Here is a 15,149-nt window from a genome sequence, read left to right on the forward strand (position 1 = left end):
CGGGACAGGTGTACGGATCCCCCGCGGGGCCGGATACGGTGGGACCACCATGAGCGCATCGCAGACATCGCCTGCCACCGCCGTCACCGGCGACGACGAACCCACCCTCCTCGTCAAGATCTTCGGGAAGGACCGGCCGGGTATCACCGCCGGACTGTTCGACACGCTCGCCGCTTTCGCCGTCGACGTCGTCGACATCGAGCAGGTCGTCACCCGGGGCCGCATCACCCTCTGCGCGCTGGTCACCGCCCCGTCGGGCGGGGGGCCGATGGAGGGCGAACTGCGGGCGACGGTGCATAGTTGGGCGGATTCGCTGCACCTCCAGGCGGAGATCATCTCGGGCCGGGGCGACAACAGGCCGCGTGGCACGGGGCGTTCCCACGTCACGGTGCTCGGCCACCCGCTGACCGCCGAGTCGACGGCCGCGATCGCGGCCCGCATCACCGGCACCGGCGGCAACATCGACCGCATCTTCCGGCTCGCCAAGTACCCCGTCACAGCGGTCGAGTTCGCCGTCTCCGGCGCGGAGACCGAGTCCCTGCGGACCGCGCTGGCCATGGAGGCCGCGGCGCGTGGGGTGGACGTGGCGGTCGTGGCGGCCGGGCTCCAGCGGCGGGCGCAGCGCCTGATCGTGATGGACGTCGACTCGACGCTGATCCAGGACGAGGTCATCGAGCTGTTCGCGGCGCACGCCGGGTGCGAGGCGGAGGTCGCGGAGGTGACCGCGCGGGCGATGCGCGGCGAGCTGGACTTCGAGCAGTCGCTGCACGCCCGGGTGGCGCTGCTGGCCGGACTCGACGAGTCCGTGGTGGACAAGGTCCGGGCCGAGGTCCGGCTCACCCCCGGCGCCCGCACGCTGATCCGGACGCTCAAGCGGCTCGGCTATCAGGTGGGCGTGGTCTCCGGCGGGTTCACCCAGGTCACGGACGACCTGCGGGAGCGGCTCGGCCTGGACTTCGCCTCGGCGAACACCCTTGAGGTCGTCGACGGCCGGCTGACCGGCCGGGTCACCGGCGAGATCGTGGACCGCGCGGGCAAGGCCCGCCTCCTGCGCCGCTTCGCCGCGGAAGCGGGAGTTCCGCTCGCGCAGACGGTGGCGATCGGGGACGGTGCGAACGATCTGGACATGCTGAACGCGGCGGGGCTGGGGGTGGCCTTCAACGCGAAGCCGGTGGTGCGGGAGGCTGCGCATACGGCGGTGAACGTGCCGTTCCTGGACACGGTTCTGTATCTGCTGGGTGTGACGCGGGAAGAGGTTGAGGCGGCGAACACGCACGAGTGAGGGGGGCGGTGGGTTTGGGTTGCTCGCCGTTGTTGAGTGCGGGTTTGTTTGCGCCTGCGGCGGGGGCGCCCTGCGGGCGCGTCCTCAAACGCCGGACGGGCTGGATTGTGGGGGTCTGGGGGCTTGCCCCCAGTTTCGGGAAGGGGCGGGTAGGGGGAAAAGCCCGCCGCAGGCGCACACAACCCGCACCCGAAAGCCGAGGCTCACCCCGCCAGATTCACCTGCGACCCCGTCAGCGTGATGTCCACGCCATCCCCCGTCGCCACCACAGAATCCAACTTGAGCCCCCGCGGCAACCCACTGATCTTCCGGTCGAAATCGATCTTCTGCCGGATCAACTGCTCCAGACCAGGGAACCCCTGAGCCGGAATCGACCCCGCCCGCACACTGATCGTGTCGCCCCCGGAGACCGAAACCGTCGATTCGACGCTGCGCTCGATGCTCTGGCCCATGACCGAGACCTTGCCGGTGACCTTCACCTGGCTCTTGCCCGCCGCGTTCGTGCCGCCGTAGCCGACCGTCACGGCCGGGTCGTTCACGGCCTTGGTGAGGTCGGCGTACGAGATGTGGGCGGTGCCCGTCGCGCGGTCGGCGACGGCGGAGGTGAAGCTGCTGTTGATCTTCACGTCCTGGAGCTTGGCGTCGAAGCCGGTGACGCGGACCGACTTGTCGCCCGCCCCCGCGGTCACGCCGTCGAGCTTCACGTCGACCTCGTCGAGGGAGGAGCTCGCGATCTGGGTGAGGAAGGGGAAGCCCTTGATCGATACGTCGGGGGTGCCCGAGAGGTTCTGTGAGCTGCGTATCTTCTCCGCGGCCTGGTCCTCGGCGAAGTACACCGCGATCCGGTCCGCGCCCACGAAGAGAGCGCCGAGCACGACGGCGATGATCAGGGTTATTCGTAGCGCGCGCATCGGTTTCTCTCGCTCCCCCGGGTCACGGTCAGGCCCCCTGCCTGTGCAGGGAGCCTAACCGGACGGGGCGGAAAACCGGCGAAACCGCTGATCAGGGGACGATCAGCCGAGGGCCCGGCCGAGCACGTAGACGGCTGGGGCGGCCGCCGCCAGCGGGAGCGCGACGCCTGCCGTCATGTGCACGAAGCGGGACGGGTAGTCGTAGCTCGCCGCGCGCAGGCCGGCCAGCGCGCAGACGCCCGCCGCCAGGGCGAGCAGCGCCGCGGAGGCCCCGAAGCCGGTCAGCTGACCGGTCGCGATGCCCGAACCGGCGGCCGCGACCAGGGCGACGACGGGGGAGGCGACCGACGGCAGCGGCAGCGCGCGGGCCAGTGCCGTCACCGCGACCGCGACCGCGCCGATCACGACGGCGTCGGAGGTCGTGGCGGCCAGGTGTCCGGCCGCGACCACCGTGAGGGCGGCCGAGGCGCCGGCGACCATCAGGCCGTACAGCCGCTCGTCGGGCGAGGCCTGGCTGCGCAGCTGGAGCACCAGCGTCAGCAGCACCCACACGCCGAGCGTGCCCATGAGCACGGTCGGCGCCTGGTCGGCGTCCGTGGCCAGCAGCCCGATGTCCGCGGCCAGGCCGCCGAGGAAGGCGAGCGCGATGCCCTGCCGGGCCGGCCACATGCCGTTGAGCCGGAACCAGCCCGCCGCCGTCACCGCCTGGAGCAGCGCCACCGGCACGGCCAGCGCGACCTGCCCCAGCGGCGCGGCCGCCGCCAGCAGTACCGCGAGCACGGCGGTCAGCACGGCCGGCTGGAAGCCCGGCGCGAGGATCTGCGGACGGCCCTCCGCCTTGGCCTTCTCGGCGGCGGTCATCTGCCGCTCCGGAGCGGCGGGCACGCCCGGCACCTGCGCGTACGGCTGCGCCTCGGGCTGTACGGGAGGCTGCTCGCCCGGCAGCTGCCCGAAGCCGTGCGCCTCCGGGGCCGCCGCGTGGCCGTGGCCCGCGAAGGAGCCGTCCGGCGCGGGCTCGCCGGGCCACGACGAGCCGTAGCCCTGATCCGCCGAGGGCGCGAGCGGCTGCTGCCACGTCTGGGTGTCCCAGGTCGGGGTCTGCCAGGTCTGCGTCACCGGCTCCTGCTGCGCGTAGCCCTGCTGCCCGCCCTGCGTAGTGGGCCACGCCGAGGGGTTCTGCGGCTGCTGGGGCTGCTGCGCGTACGGGTCGTACGGCTGATAGGCGTCGTAGCCGGGCTGGGCCGGAGGCTGTACGCCCTGCTGGTCGTAGGGACCGTACGGCTCACGTGATTCGTACGGTTCGTAGGGCTCTCGGTGCCCGTATCCGTTGTGCGGCTGATTGGTCATCGTGCCGGGGTCACCCTCCTGCGAAGGGCGGGAGCACCTCGACGGTGCCGCCCTCGGCCAGTTGGACCGTCGTGTGGTCGCGCGTGCCGACCGGGTCGCCGTCCACGAGGAACGAGCAGCGCAGCAGCACCCGGGCGAACTCGGGGCGCGCGGCGTGCCGACGCCGGGCCGCGGCCAGCGCGTCCGCGAGCGTACGCGCCGCGTAAGGCTCCTCGCCCGTGCCCGCGGCGGCCTTCGCCGCGGCCCAGTAGCGGAGCGTGCCCGCCGGCCCCGCCTGCCTCGGCAGCTCCACCGGCCGCGCCGGTTGTGTCGTCGCCACGGCGACCCCTTTCCTTCATGTGCGGCTCCCATGATGACGGGTGTATGCGGAGTCACGGCGCCCGCATGGAAAACGGGAAGCCGTGTGGCGAGGCCCTCACATAGGCTGCCTGTGTGTTGGTACGACTTACGCGGGCGTATCTGAGGCCCTACTCCAAACCCATCGCGCTGATCGTGCTCCTGCAGCTCGTCCAGACGCTCGCCACGCTCTACCTGCCCACCCTCAACGCGGACATCATCGACGGCGGCGTCGTCAAGGGTGACACCGGATACATCCTCCGCTACGGAGGCTGGATGCTCGGCGTGACCCTCGTGCAGGTCGTGTGCGCCGTGGGCGCCGTGTACTTCGGCGCGAAGACGTCCATGGCGCTGGGACGCGACCTGCGCGCCGCCGTCTTCGACCGGGTGCAGTCCTTCTCCTCCCGCGAGGTGGGCCAGTTCGGCGCGCCCTCGCTGATCACCCGGACCACCAACGACGTCCAGCAGGTCCAGATGCTGGTCCTGATGGCGTTCACGCTGATGGTGTCCGCCCCGATCATGTGCGTCGGCGGCATCGTGATGGCGCTCAACCAGGACGTGCCGCTGTCCGCGCTGCTCCTGGTGATCGTGCCGATCCTCGGCATCATCGTGTCGCTGATCATCTGGCGGATGCGGCCGGTCTTCCGGGGCGTCCAGGAGCGCATCGACACCGTGAACCGCGTGCTGCGCGAGCAGATCACCGGCATCCGCGTCATCCGCGCCTTCGTCCGCGACACCCACGAGCGGCGGCGCTTCGGGGGTGCCAACACCGAGCTGATGGACGTCTCGCTCAAGGCCGGCCGGCTGATGTCGCTGATGTTCCCGTCGGTGATGCTGGTCGTGAACCTCTCCTCGATCGCCGTCCTGTGGTTCGGCGGCCAGCGCATCGACGGCGGCCACATGGAGATCGGCGCGCTGACGGCCTTCCTCAGCTATCTCATGCAGATCCTGATGTCGGTCATGATGGCCACCTTCATGTTCATGATGGTGCCGCGCGCCGAGGTCTGCGCCGAGCGCGTCCAAGAGGTCCTCGCCACCGAGTCCAGCGTCGCGCCCCCGGCCGCGCCGGTGACCCGGCTGCGCCGCTCGGGCCATCTGGAGCTCACCGGCGTGGAGTTCCGCTTCCCCGGCGCCGAGGAGCCCGTCCTCAAGGACGTCTCGCTGGTCGCCCGGCCCGGCGAGATCACCGCCGTGATCGGCTCCACCGGCAGCGGCAAGTCCACGCTGCTGGGCCTCGTGCCCCGGCTCTTCGACGCCACCGGGGGAACGGTCCTGGTCAACGGCGAGGACGTCCGCGAGATCGACCCCGTGCTGATCTCCGAGACCGTCGGCCTCGTCCCCCAGAAGCCCTATCTCTTCTCCGGGACCATCGCCTCCAACCTCCGCTACGGCAAGCCCGACGCGACCGACGAGGAGCTGTGGCAGGCGCTGGAGACCGCGCAGGCCCGCGACTTCGTCGAGAGCATGGACCTCGGCCTGGAGGCGTCCATCTCGCAGGGCGGCTCCAACGTCTCCGGCGGCCAGCGCCAGCGCCTCGCCATCGCCCGCGCCCTGGTCCGCCGCCCGGAGATCTATCTCTTCGACGACTCCTTCTCCGCGCTCGACTACGCCACCGACGCGCGGCTGCGCGCCGCGCTGGCCCGCGAGACCGGGGACGCGACCGTCGTCATCGTCGCCCAGCGGGTGTCCACCATCCGCGAGGCCGACCGCATCGTCGTCCTCGACGAGGGCCGGGTCGTCGGCACCGGCACCCACACCGAACTGATGGCGTCGAACGAGACCTACCGGGAGATCGTGCTCTCCCAGCTCACCGAGGAGGAGGCGGCGTGACGTCCCCGGAGAAGCCCGCGGAGCCGGGCGGGAAGGGCGGGCAGCCCGGCGAACCGTCCGGCGGGACGCCGCGCAGAGGCCCCGCCCCGGCGACCGGCATCGGCCGCTTCATGGGCGGCCAGCCCACCGAGAAGTCCATGGACTTCGCCGGCTCAAGCAAGCGGCTGCTGGCCGTGCTCCGGCCCGAGCGGGCCCTGATCACCGTGGCCCTGCTGCTCACCCTCGCCAGCGTGACGCTGTCCGTGCTCGGCCCCAAGATCCTCGGCCGGGCCACCGACCTGATCTTCGCCGGGGTCGTCGGCCGCGGCTTCCCCGAGGGCGTGACCAAGGCCCAGGCCATCGAGGCCCTGCGGAGCAAGGGCGACGGCAAGGTCGCCGACCTGCTCTCCTCCGTCGACTTCACCCCCGGCAAGGGCATCGACTTCGGCGCGGTCGGCGACGTCCTGCTCTGGGTGCTGCTGATCTACGTCGGCGCGTCCGTCTTCCAGCTCATCCAGGCCCGGATCGCCACCGCCGTCGTCCAGCGCTCCGTCTTCCGGCTGCGCCAGCAGGTCGAGGACAAGCTGGGCCGGCTGCCGCTGAGCTACTTCGACAAGCAGCAGCGCGGCGAGGTCCTCTCCCGGGCCACCAACGACATCGACAACATCCAGCAGGCCTTCCAGCAGACCCTGAGCCAGATCGTCACCTCCGTGCTCACCATCGTCGGCGTGCTGGCGATGATGTTCTGGATCTCCTGGCTGCTGGCCCTGATCGCGCTGGTCACCGTCCCGGTCTCCGTGATCGTCGCGACCCGCATCGGCAAGCGGGCGCAGCCGCAGTTCGTCGCGCAGTGGAAGAGCACGGGCAAGCTCAACGCCCACATCGAGGAGATGTACACCGGCCACTCCCTGGTCAAGGTCTTCGGCCGGCAGAAGGAGTCCGCCGAGATCTTCCGCAAGGAGAACGACGACCTCTACGCGGCCGGCTTCAAGGCGCAGTTCATCTCCGGTGTCATCCAGCCCGCGATGATGTTCATCGGCAACATCAACTACGTGCTCGTCGCCGTCGTCGGCGGGCTGCGCGTCGCCTCCGGCTCGCTGTCCATCGGTGACGTCCAGGCGTTCATCCAGTACTCGCGGCAGTTCAGCCAGCCGCTCACCCAGGTCGCCTCCATGGCCAACCTCGTGCAGTCCGGCGTCGCCTCCGCAGAGCGCGTCTTCGAACTGCTCGACGCCGAGGAGCAGTCCGCCGACGCGGCCGCCACGGCGGAGCCGCGCCCGGTGCGCGGCGAGGTCGCCTTCGAGGAGGTCTCCTTCCGCTACGAGGCCGACAAGCCGCTCATCGACGGCCTCTCCCTCACCGTGAGCCCCGGCCAGACGGTCGCCATCGTCGGCCCCACCGGCGCGGGCAAGACCACCCTGGTCAACCTGCTGATGCGGTTCTACGAGGTGAGCGGCGGCCGCATCACCCTCGACGGCGCCGACATCGCCGCGATGCCGCGCGAGGAGCTGCGCTCCCACATCGGCATGGTCCTCCAGGACACCTGGCTCTTCGGCGGCACCATCGCCGAGAACATCGCCTACGGTGCCGAGGGCGCCTCCATGGAAAAGATCGTCGAGGCCGCGAAGGCGACCCACGTCGACCGCTTCGTCCGCACCCTCCCCGACGGCTACGACACCGTCATAGACGAGGAGGGCTCCAACGTCAGCGTCGGCGAGAAGCAGCTGATCACCATCGCCCGCGCGTTCCTGGCCGAGCCGGAGATCCTCGTCCTCGACGAGGCCACCAGCTCCGTCGACACCCGCACGGAGGTCCTGATCCAGCACGCGATGGCCCAGCTGCGGACGGGCCGCACGAGCTTCGTCATCGCCCACCGTCTTTCCACGATCCGCGACGCGGACGTGATCCTGGTGATGGAGTCGGGCCACATCGTGGAGCAGGGCACGCATGACGCGCTGCTGGAGGCGGAGGGGGCGTACGCACGGCTGTACGCGGCGCAGTTCGCGGAAGCGGTTGCCGGAGGCTGACCCGGGCTGCGGGGTGCGGGTCCGTTGCCGCCTGCGGCGGGGGCGCCCTGCGGGCGCGTCCTCAAACTCCCCCAGCTACCTCCCCCAGACTCCGTCCGGGGGTGCCCCCAGAGGTGCCCCCAACGGGCTGGATGTGCTGGCTACGGTCCGCACCATCCAGCCCGTCCGGCGTTTGAGGACAGGGGGTCTGGGGGCTCGCCCCCAGTTTCGGGAAGGGGCGGGTAGGGGAACAAGCCCGCCGCAGGCGCAACGGACCCGCACCCATCGCGTCAAGCTCCCCACCCCACGACCACCCGAAGTGACCGACGAAACACAAGGTCGAGCAAAATCGCACGGGCCCACCGACCCCCCGTGGGCTATCCTGCTGCGCAGAGAGGATCCGGGCAGAGCAGCCCCCGGATCCTTTTGTGCATTCAGAACGGGTAAAAAAGCCCGGAAAACGTAAGAAGCAGAGCCGCATACTCCCCCAGTGCGTCAGCCTGGGTGGTACCCCCTTCGCAGGGACCGAGGAGGACCGACGTCATGGGCGAGCGAAGCGCGCGCGATACCCGGAAACGTACGACGACCCCGACAGGGGGCGGCCGATGAGCTCTCTGCTGCTCCTGACCAACGCCCTCCAGCCGTCGACGGAGGTGCTGCCCGCCCTGGGCCTGCTCCTGCACAGCGTGCGGGTGGCCCCGGCCGAGGGGCCGGCGCTGGTGGACACCCCCGGGGCCGACGTCATACTGATCGACGGCCGCCGCGACCTCCCGCACGTGCGCAGCCTCTGCCAGCTGCTGCGCTCCACCGGCCCCGGCTGCCCGCTGATCCTCGTGGTCACCGAGGGCGGGCTGGCCGCCGTCACCGCGGACTGGGGCGTCGACGACGTCCTGCTGGACACCGCGGGCCCGGCCGAGGTCGAGGCGCGGCTGCGGCTCGCGATGGGCCGCCAGCAGATCTCCATGGACGACAGCCCGATGGAGATCCGCACCGGCGACCTCTCCGTGGACGAGGCCACCTACAGCGCCAAGCTCAAGGGGCGGGTGCTGGATCTGACCTTCAAGGAGTTCGAGCTCCTGAAGTATCTCGCGCAGCACCCCGGCCGGGTCTTCACCCGGGCGCAGCTGCTCCAGGAGGTCTGGGGCTACGACTACTTCGGCGGCACCCGGACCGTGGACGTCCATGTGCGACGGCTGCGCGCCAAGCTCGGGCCCGAGCACGAGTCCCTGATCGGCACCGTCCGGAATGTCGGATATCGCTTCGTGCTCCCCGAGAAGCCGGAGAAGGCCGCCGACCGCTCCGAGGACCGCAAGCCCGAGGACCGCAAGCCCGAGGAGGGGGCCGCGAAACCGTCCGCGGCCCCGGAATCCCACCCCGCTCGACAGGCCAAACGGTAGGCCGTGCCGGGAACCCACATCAGCCAAATCCAGCCGGTCCGGCGCTTGAGGACACCGCCGCGCAGCGGTGGTGCGCGGACGTCGCCACCTGCACAACCACCTCCAAGATCTGCCGGACAGGCACGTCGTGGACCCGCGTAGACTGCCGCGCGTGGCCAAGGTGACGCGGGACGATGTGGCGAGACTGGCGGGGACGTCGACCGCGGTGGTCAGCTACGTCATCAACAACGGTCCGAGGCCCGTGGCCCCGGCCACGCGCGAGCGCGTCCTGGCCGCGATCAAGGAGCTCGGCTACCGCCCCGACCGGGTCGCCCAGGCCATGGCCTCCCGACGGACGGATCTCATAGGCCTGATCGTCCCGGACGCCCGGCAGCCGTTCTTCGCGGAGATGGCACACGCCGTCGAGCAGGCGGCCGCCGAGCGCGGGAAGATGGTCCTCGTCGGGAACTCCGACTATCTCGACGAGCGTGAAGTGCACTATCTGCGCGCGTTCCTGGGCATGCGGGTCTCCGGTCTGATCCTGATCAGCCAGGGCCCCAGCGAGCACGCCGCCGCCGAGATCGATGCCTGGGACGCCCGGGTGGTCCTGATGCACCGGCGCCCCGACGCGATCGACGACGTGGCCGTCGTGACCGACGACGTCGGCGGCGCGCAGCTCGCCACCCGGCACCTCCTGGAGCACGGCCACCCCTACGTCGCCTGCCTCGGCGGCACGGAGGAGACCCCCACCGTCGGCGACCCCGTCACCGACCACGTCGAGGGCTGGCGCCGGGCCATGCGGGAGGCCGGGAAGTCCCTGGAGGGCCGGCTCTTCCAGGCCCCCTACAACCGCTACGACGCCTATCAGGTCGCCCTGAAGCTCCTCTCCGGCCCGGACAGGCCGCCCGCGCTCCTCTGCGCCACCGACGACCAGGCCATCGGCGTCCTCCGCGCGGCGCGCGAGCTCCGCATCGACGTACCGCGCGACCTGGCCGTGGCCGGTTTCGACGACGTCAAGGAAGCGGCCCTGACCGACCCGCCCCTGACCACCGTCGCCTCCGACCGGATCGCCATGGCCCGCGCGGCGGTCGACCTGGTCCTGGACGACGGCCTCCGCGTCGCCGGCTCGCGCCGCGAGCGCCTCAAGCAGTTTCCTTCGGCGCTGGTCGTTCGCCGCTCTTGCGGCTGCGGCGGCTGACGCCTCCATCCGGGCCGCCCCCTTCCTGGGCGCCCGGCCCCGTCACGCTCCGCCGCCACGCGGTGGGCATGGTGAACGTGCCCTCCTCGGTGTGCTCGCTCAGCAACACGGTTCCCCCCGTTCGTCCGGCCCGTCGTCCAGCGATTTTCCACGGTAGGGGCGACCACTGACAACGGGGCCGTGACCGGCGTCAGCGCAGGTGACGGCGCATCTCGAAGTGGGCCATGAGCAAGGCGGGTACGGGGCGGAAGTCCTCGCCGCGGGTGAATCCCAGGCGCTTGTAGAGCGTCACGGCGGGGTGGTTGGCGGCGCCGGTCGTGACCACGACGTCGCGGTCGGGGGCGATCTCGTCGAGCAGCTGCGTCAGGAGTTTCGCGGCCAGGCCGCGGCGGAAGAATTCCGGGTCGACGCAGAGCCGGTCGATCTCGACGGGGTCGGTGTCGTCGCGCCAGGCGACGAAGGCGGCGAGTTTGTTTCCATAGGTCGCGCCCAGCCAGTGGAGTGGCTGGGCGCGCATTTCTTCGAGGGTCTCGCGCAGGGCGGGAATCCCGTCGAAGGCGATGAGTTGGGCTTCGACGGCGTAGGCGCGGTGGCTTACGTGGTGGGCTGCGACGGCGGTCCGCTCGTCGCTCATGTCGAGGCGGCTCAGATGGAACTCGGTCAACGAATCTCTCCCTTCAGCATGCGGATGAGAGTGCGGAGTTGGGTGACGGTGAGGGGGAGGGCGGTGCCGGGGTTTTCGCTCTCGCGGAGGAGGAGGGTTCCGTTGGCGGCGGTGGCTATGTTCAGGCAGGCGTCGCCTTCGGAGCAGTAGCTGGATTGCTGCCAGGTGGGTGTCATGGCTGCCCTTCCCCGGTGAACCGATCTCTCCTGATCGCGTTTATGAGTGCACCCAGCGCCGCTGGAGTGGCCGTTATGGTGGAACCAGGGTTGTCACTCTCGCGGAGCAGCAGGGTGGAGTCGCTTGCTGCGGCTACGTTCAGGCAGTTCGAAGAGGTCCCGCTGTAGGAGGACTTCTGCCACTGGTACGAGGACATGCTTCTGTCCCTTCAGATGGTGCGCGCGATGCTGTCGATGAATTCCCGCGACTGGGTCGGCTCCAGAGCAATCGCTTCCACTCCGTCCATGATCGCCCGATAATTAGCCAACTCGGCCTCGGCGTCCATGAAATGAATGCCGTGCACCATGTCAAGCTGAACGGTGTCGAGCCCCGGGACGGTGCCGAAGACGTAGTCGGCGGACTGCCCAGCTCCTGGAAACGTGCCAACGCTGAACGGGATCACTCGGATCGTCACGTTGTCCAGCTCGCTCATCTCAATGAGGTGGCGAAGCTGGGCGCGGGCTGTCGCAGGCCCACCGAACTGCATCCGTAGCGCCGCTTCGTGGATGACGGCCGAATACGGGATCGGGCTGTCGCTGTGGAGGATGGCCTGCCGCTTCATCCGGTGGGACAAGCGATGCTCCACGTCATACGCACGCATCGGCGGTATGGCGTCCCGCATGACTGCGCGGGCGTACTCGTGGGTCTGGAGCAGTGCCGGAATGTGGAGAACCAAGGCCACACGCAAGCCGGTCGCGTGATGTTCGAGCTCGGCCAAATCTGCGAAGCACACGGGAAGATGTTCGCGGTACTCGTCCCACCAGCCCCGGGTGCGGCCGCCGGTCATGCTCGCCAACGCGTCGGTCAGTTCGTGGTCCGGGCAGCGGTAGGCACTGGCCATGGTTCGCACTCGGTCCGCGCTCACCGCGTAGCGACCGGCCTCGATCATGCTCATCCGCGCCTGCTGGAAGCCGAGTCGCGCCGCAGCCGCCGTGGACGACAAGCCCGCGCGCTCGCGGAGCTTGCGCAGCTCCGCACCGAGGCGCCGTTGTCTGAGCGTCGGAGTGTTGGTTGGTGGCATCTGCCCCTCTACCCGTTGCGCATCGTGCAACTCCGTCACCCCCAAGGGGGAATTCGGAGCTATCTCATCGATCGGCTATTAGATCTATCACAAGTTGCTCTACCTTGTGACTCAGGCCACTACCCGGCCCGCCGCGTACGCGGAAGCGCACCGCCGTGCCCAGGCGGCAGGACACCGCGCGGCAATCGCAACGCAACCACCTCCTTCAAGGAGCCGTCATGGCAACCGTATCCCCGGAGAACCCCTGGTCGTACACGCTGAACCTGCCGAACGATCCGCGCTCCGCGTGGATCGCCCGCATCACCCTGCGCGGTGTGCTCAGCAGTCACGAGCTCAACGAACTGCGCGACGACGCCGAGCTGTTGACCTCGGAGCTCGTCACCAACGCGTATCGCTACTCCGACGGCGCCGTCGAGCTGCGGGTCCGTGAACTGCCCGGTCAGGGCATCCGTATCAGCGTGTGGGACACGAACCCCGAGGTCCCCGAGCCGTTCGAACGGCCCGTGCTGCGGCCCGTCGAGCCGCGCCGCACCGAGACGACGTACGGAAGGGGGCTGTTGATCGTCCGCCGCTGTGCGGACAGCTGGGGGAGCAAGTCCTTCGGGTACCGCTGGTACGGGCCGGGGTTCCGTGGTAAGTGGCTGTGGTGCGAACTCGGCGTGAAGCGGGGCGCCGAAAAGATCAACCCGGCCAAAGTGACCCCTCTTGTCAGTGGCTCGTGAGACGGTGATCTCCAGTCCGTCGACGGTGAGGATCAGCAATGGCGAAGATCAAGGGCCAGGTCAAGTGGTTCAACGAGTCCAAGGGGTTCGGTTTCATCACCCCGGCGGACGGGAGCAAGGACGTCTTCGTCCACTTCTCCGCGATCCAGGGCAACGGCTTCAAGACGCTGGCCGAGGGCCAGAACGTGGAGTTCGAGATCGAGGCCGGCCAGAAGGGCCCGTCGGCGGTGAACGTCACGGCCATCTGAAGGGTCATCTAAAAGGTCAGAGTCGCATGGTCGTCGTGATCGGATCCTGTTTGCATGTCGGCAAGCTAGGCGGATCACGACGACAGATGCGCACGACGCTCGACAAGTCAGCTTGACTGCACGCGAATTGGTGGCGGTCCGGCTGGGCGTTCGAGTGGTCAGCCGAGTTTCGAGACGTGGTACTGGCGGATCAGCCAGGCGCCGTCCAGATGCTGGGCCACCACAGAGAGGCGCACGGGCAGGCGGCCTCCGGACGCGTCCGTGAAGGTGACGGTCGCGAAGCCGCTGAGGGCCTCGGCGTCGACCGTGCGGGAGTGGAGCAGCTCCACGGCGGCGGTCATGCCGGCCGGGACGTTCTCGTAGTACGTGGTGATCTCGGCGCGGCCGACCAGCAGTCGGGGGGAGAGGCCCTGGAAGAGGGCGTCCTCGGCGAAGAGGCCGACGATGTCCTTCACCCGGTGTTCATCGAAAGCGGCCCGCCAGGTCTCCAGCAGGCCCGCCAATACACCAGAGCCGGTCATTCGCTCCTCATTCCTTCGCATCCAAGGTTACGTGTTTGTGCAACTAGCAGTATGTGTCGCATCGAACCGATGCATCTTTGATTGAAAGGTGCATAATTGCGCCATGCAGGATCACGCAATGCAGTACTTGGGGGAATGCTGCAGCGGGTCGCACCCTGCCGACGGGGCGGATGCCCTGTGCGGCGAGGGTCTGACGCGCTACAGGCAGGCCGTGGTCAAAGGATGTACACCGAAGGAGGGGGCTCCGCAGTGTCTTTTGCGGAAGGGGTTGCTGGTGACACCACCGGACGACCCGGACATTTTGGTACCCGTCGCGCCCGAGGTGGCGCTCGCTGAGCTCGTACGACCCATCGAGCAATCGCTGGAGCGCCAGCGGATGGACGCGCAGAGCCTCGCCGGAGCGTTTGTGCCGGTGCACGCGATCTACACCGCGGCGAAGAGGGAACACCAGGGCTGGGCGATGCCGATCCACGGGGAACGGGTCATCAACTCCACGCTGGTGCACGCCGTCCGCTCGTGCCAGGACGAGCTGATGACCGTACAGCCGGGAGGCGAACGGCAGGTCTACGACCTGGAGGACCTGGACCACGTACGCCGCCGGACCCGGCACCGGAGCCTCTACCAGCACGCGGTGCGCACCCAGTCGGCGACGATGCGGCACATCGAGGAGATCGTGTCGGTGGGCGGCGAGGTCCGCACGCTGGACCGGGTCTTCGACCGGCTCGTCGTCATCGACCGGGCCGTGGCGTACGTACCGGGCGACGACGCCCGGCGCACCACGGCCCTGGAGATCCGGCACCCCGCCATCGTCTCCTTCCTCGTCCAGGTCTTCGAGGAGGCGTGGGAGCGGGCCACCCCTGTGGTCGCCGCGGCCCCGCGCACGCTGGAGCCGGTCGTCACGGATGAGACGCAGCGGGCGATCATGCGGATGTTGGTGGCGGGTTACACGGATGATGCGATCGCTCGGCGGTTGGGGATCAGCCGGCGGACTGTGGCCGGGCGGGTGAGTCGGATCTCGGCGTCGTTGCGGAGCCGTAGTCGGGCGCAGTTGGGGTATCTCATCGCGACGACGGGGATGTTGCCGATGGACGACGGGCTGTCGGAGGAGGAGCTCTCCGCTTGAGCGGGTCCGGGGCGCCTGCGGCGCTTTGTTCCCCTGCCCCGCCCCTTCCCGAAACCGGGGAGACCCCGGACCCCAGCGCCCTCCGGGCGCGTCCTCAAACGCCGGACGGGCTGGATGGTGCGGACCGTAGCCAGCGATTTCAGCCTGTCCGGCGTTTGAGGACACCGCGCGAAGAGTGGTTCGGGGGTCTGGGGGTCTCCCCCAGTTTCGGGAAGGGGCGGGTAGGGGAAAAGGCCCGCCGCAGGCGCGCCACCGGCCCGCGGCCGGAAAAGACCTAAGTGGTCTGCGTCGTAAATCCTTCGGGGGTTGACTTCGGTGCTGCTTGTAGGCGTGCTCGCACTCAGCTGTTGAGGGCGGTGAGGTGGAGGT

The 15,149-nt window shown here is 69.5% G+C and carries 16 protein-coding genes; 8 read left to right on the plus strand and 8 right to left on the minus strand.

Annotated features, from left to right (window positions below):
- The first annotated feature begins 49 nt into the window (after positions 1-49).
- Positions 50-1,282: a phosphoserine phosphatase SerB gene (gene serB / locus AB0435_RS28615; protein WP_366007915.1), complete on the plus strand. Its 1,233-nt coding sequence runs from the start codon at positions 50-52 to the stop codon at positions 1,280-1,282.
- 203 nt (positions 1,283-1,485) lie between these two features.
- On the opposite strand, the gene AB0435_RS28620 is transcribed toward serB, so the two are convergent.
- From AB0435_RS28620 to AB0435_RS28630, 3 genes are all read right to left on the minus strand, one after another.
- Positions 1,486-2,193, minus strand: a complete 708-nt coding sequence (locus AB0435_RS28620; protein ID WP_366008228.1) for a DUF2993 domain-containing protein — start codon at positions 2,191-2,193, stop codon at positions 1,486-1,488.
- A 102-nt stretch (positions 2,194-2,295) separates the two neighbouring features.
- Complete coding sequence (locus AB0435_RS28625) at positions 2,296-3,540, minus strand: hypothetical protein (RefSeq protein WP_366008229.1); 1,245 nt, start codon at positions 3,538-3,540, stop codon at positions 2,296-2,298.
- Between the two features lie 10 nt (positions 3,541-3,550).
- Positions 3,551-3,859 carry a MoaD/ThiS family protein gene (locus tag AB0435_RS28630; protein WP_366428282.1) on the minus strand — a complete coding sequence of 103 codons (309 nt, stop codon included), beginning with the start codon at positions 3,857-3,859 and terminating at the stop codon, positions 3,551-3,553.
- Between the two features lie 113 nt (positions 3,860-3,972).
- Between AB0435_RS28630 and AB0435_RS28635 the strand changes: the two genes are divergently transcribed.
- From AB0435_RS28635 to AB0435_RS28650, 4 genes are all read left to right on the plus strand, one after another.
- The gene (locus AB0435_RS28635; RefSeq protein ID WP_366008231.1) at positions 3,973-5,706 is read left to right on the plus strand and encodes an ABC transporter ATP-binding protein; all 1,734 of its coding nucleotides are present in this window, start codon (positions 3,973-3,975) and stop codon (positions 5,704-5,706) included.
- A 110-nt stretch (positions 5,707-5,816) separates the two neighbouring features.
- Positions 5,817-7,712 (plus strand): ABC transporter ATP-binding protein, encoded by a 1,896-nt coding sequence (locus AB0435_RS28640; protein ID WP_366428288.1) that lies wholly within the window; start codon positions 5,817-5,819, stop codon positions 7,710-7,712.
- Between the two features lie 584 nt (positions 7,713-8,296).
- On the plus strand, positions 8,297-9,088 hold the full coding sequence (locus AB0435_RS28645) for a response regulator transcription factor (RefSeq protein ID WP_366008232.1): 792 nt from the start codon (positions 8,297-8,299) through the stop codon (positions 9,086-9,088).
- A 151-nt stretch (positions 9,089-9,239) separates the two neighbouring features.
- A complete protein-coding gene (locus AB0435_RS28650; RefSeq protein WP_366008233.1) occupies positions 9,240-10,265 on the plus strand; it encodes a LacI family DNA-binding transcriptional regulator in 1,026 nt (341 codons plus the stop codon).
- A 190-nt stretch (positions 10,266-10,455) separates the two neighbouring features.
- On the opposite strand, the gene AB0435_RS28655 is transcribed toward AB0435_RS28650, so the two are convergent.
- The 4 genes from AB0435_RS28655 to AB0435_RS28670 are packed head-to-tail and all read right to left on the minus strand — an operon-like array spanning position 10,456 to position 12,166.
- The gene (locus AB0435_RS28655; RefSeq protein WP_366428283.1) at positions 10,456-10,929 is read right to left on the minus strand and encodes a GNAT family N-acetyltransferase; all 474 of its coding nucleotides are present in this window, start codon (positions 10,927-10,929) and stop codon (positions 10,456-10,458) included.
- Entirely contained in the window at positions 10,926-11,105 is a 180-nt protein-coding gene (locus AB0435_RS28660) for a DUF397 domain-containing protein (protein ID WP_366428284.1), read from the minus strand. Before AB0435_RS28660 ends, AB0435_RS28655 begins: the two co-directional genes overlap by 4 nt.
- Entirely contained in the window at positions 11,102-11,302 is a 201-nt protein-coding gene (locus AB0435_RS28665) for a DUF397 domain-containing protein (RefSeq protein WP_366428285.1), read from the minus strand. Before AB0435_RS28665 ends, AB0435_RS28660 begins: the two co-directional genes overlap by 4 nt.
- A gap of 12 nt (positions 11,303-11,314) precedes the next feature.
- Positions 11,315-12,166 carry a helix-turn-helix transcriptional regulator gene (locus AB0435_RS28670; protein ID WP_366008243.1) on the minus strand — a complete coding sequence of 284 codons (852 nt, stop codon included), beginning with the start codon at positions 12,164-12,166 and terminating at the stop codon, positions 11,315-11,317.
- Positions 12,167-12,384: 218 nt separating this feature from the next.
- On the opposite strand from AB0435_RS28670, the gene AB0435_RS28675 reads away from it, so the two are divergent.
- Positions 12,385-12,888, plus strand: a complete 504-nt coding sequence (locus AB0435_RS28675; protein WP_366428286.1) for an ATP-binding protein — start codon at positions 12,385-12,387, stop codon at positions 12,886-12,888.
- A gap of 38 nt (positions 12,889-12,926) precedes the next feature.
- Positions 12,927-13,136, plus strand: a complete 210-nt coding sequence (gene cspE / locus AB0435_RS28680; protein ID WP_164322499.1) for a transcription antiterminator/RNA stability regulator CspE — start codon at positions 12,927-12,929, stop codon at positions 13,134-13,136.
- A 158-nt stretch (positions 13,137-13,294) separates the two neighbouring features.
- On the opposite strand, the gene AB0435_RS28685 is transcribed toward cspE, so the two are convergent.
- Positions 13,295-13,657 carry a nuclear transport factor 2 family protein gene (locus AB0435_RS28685; RefSeq protein WP_366008049.1) on the minus strand — a complete coding sequence of 121 codons (363 nt, stop codon included), beginning with the start codon at positions 13,655-13,657 and terminating at the stop codon, positions 13,295-13,297.
- Positions 13,658-13,931: 274 nt separating this feature from the next.
- On the opposite strand from AB0435_RS28685, the gene AB0435_RS28690 reads away from it, so the two are divergent.
- Positions 13,932-14,780: a LuxR C-terminal-related transcriptional regulator gene (locus AB0435_RS28690; protein WP_366428287.1), complete on the plus strand. Its 849-nt coding sequence runs from the start codon at positions 13,932-13,934 to the stop codon at positions 14,778-14,780.
- Positions 14,781-15,149: the final 369 nt, after the last annotated feature.

Origin of the sequence: Streptomyces sp. NPDC051173, assembly GCF_040689515.1 — a bacterium.
In the GTDB taxonomy this organism is placed as follows: domain Bacteria; phylum Actinomycetota; class Actinomycetes; order Streptomycetales; family Streptomycetaceae; genus Streptomyces.